The sequence below is a fragment of the Endozoicomonas sp. ONNA2 genome (assembly GCF_024606365.1).
Lineage (GTDB): Bacteria > Pseudomonadota > Gammaproteobacteria > Pseudomonadales > Endozoicomonadaceae > Endozoicomonas.
This window is the reverse complement of record NZ_JAHHPO010000779.1, coordinates 1-1,181: the sequence shown is the minus strand read 5'-3', so window position 1 is coordinate 1,181 and position 1,181 is coordinate 1. Positions and strand designations below refer to the sequence as shown.

1 protein-coding gene is annotated in these 1,181 nt (G+C 48.3%); it reads left to right on the top strand.

What is annotated here, in order from left to right:
* Nucleotides 1-81: 81 nt before the first annotated feature.
* Nucleotides 82-1,181, top strand: a 1,100-nt coding sequence (locus tag KDK14_RS13830; protein ID WP_257265757.1) for a WD40 repeat domain-containing protein, incomplete at its 3' end; no start/stop codon positions are given.

The following is a 1,181-nucleotide window of genomic DNA, read 5'->3' as shown; positions in this document are numbered from 1 at the left end:
GAGTCAGTAGCACTTGCCCCCCTCTGTGCAAAAAACTATTCGCCGGTGGAGGCAAACTTCAGCTCGTTGCAGGACAAGATAATGTCCTACGATCCACAAAGCGGAAAAATCAATGTTTTGCAAGTAGATGACAACGGCCGTTGGACCCCGCTAAACCAGCCAAAAGAGATCATCCACCATCCGAAAATCAAAACAAAGCCAGACTCCTTCAAGGCCTTGAACAATTATTTACTGACTTACAATGGCACCACGGCGACCATCTGGGGTTGCAGTGCCAATGGCGATGACCTGGAGGAGAAAAAGATCATTGGGTGCAATAGCAATATTGGTGGTGCCGAACTGAGCAACGATGAGCAGCATGCCCTTATTTTCACCCAGGGTCACCAGGTAAATTTTCTGACTCGCGATAACGATGGCAACTGGCTGCAGATCGCAGAAGTCTGTCATCCTGAGCAAAATGTAAATCACGGCGGCAAAATTGTACCCAACCGTATTTGCAAAGCCTGCTTCAATACCTCCGGGCAACAGGCACTGACCCGGGATTTAGCCAAAAATTCTATAATTTCCGGTTATGACGATAAAGGTGCCTGGGTAGAAAAAGTAGCGATTCCGCCTTGTGATTACGCCATCTTCAGCCCCGCCGGGCGTAAAGTACTGGCCTGTTTCGGTAAAGGCTCCTTTAAAATCTGGGACTTGCATAGTAACGATAACCGTCTGGATAAAAGTCAGACCCTGAGCCATATCAACAGTCATCGTGTCAGCTTCAGTCCCTCAGAGAATCTTCTCCTGAGCTATGGCAATTTCTCGAATTACGCCTGCCTTTGGGGTTATGACGGGGAAGGTAATCTGGTTGAGAAAGCAAGGGTGTATCATCAAGGGGGGATTCACCATGCTGCCTTCAATGCCCGGGAGGACAGTGTGCTTGCCATTAGTGGTGATTGCACTGTGACAATCCTGTGGTGCGACAAAGATGGCAAATGGCAGGAGTTGGTGGTTCGACATCAAAACAATATTAATGATGCAAGATTTTCTTCCTCAGGCAATCTTGCCTTTACCGTCAGTCAGGACCACACCGCCTGCATCCTGGGGCGTGACGATAATGGCCAGTGGCTGAAACAAGCCGTGACAGAAGCGGCTGACTATCCGATTCATGGCGCTCAATTTAATAAATTGGATAATCA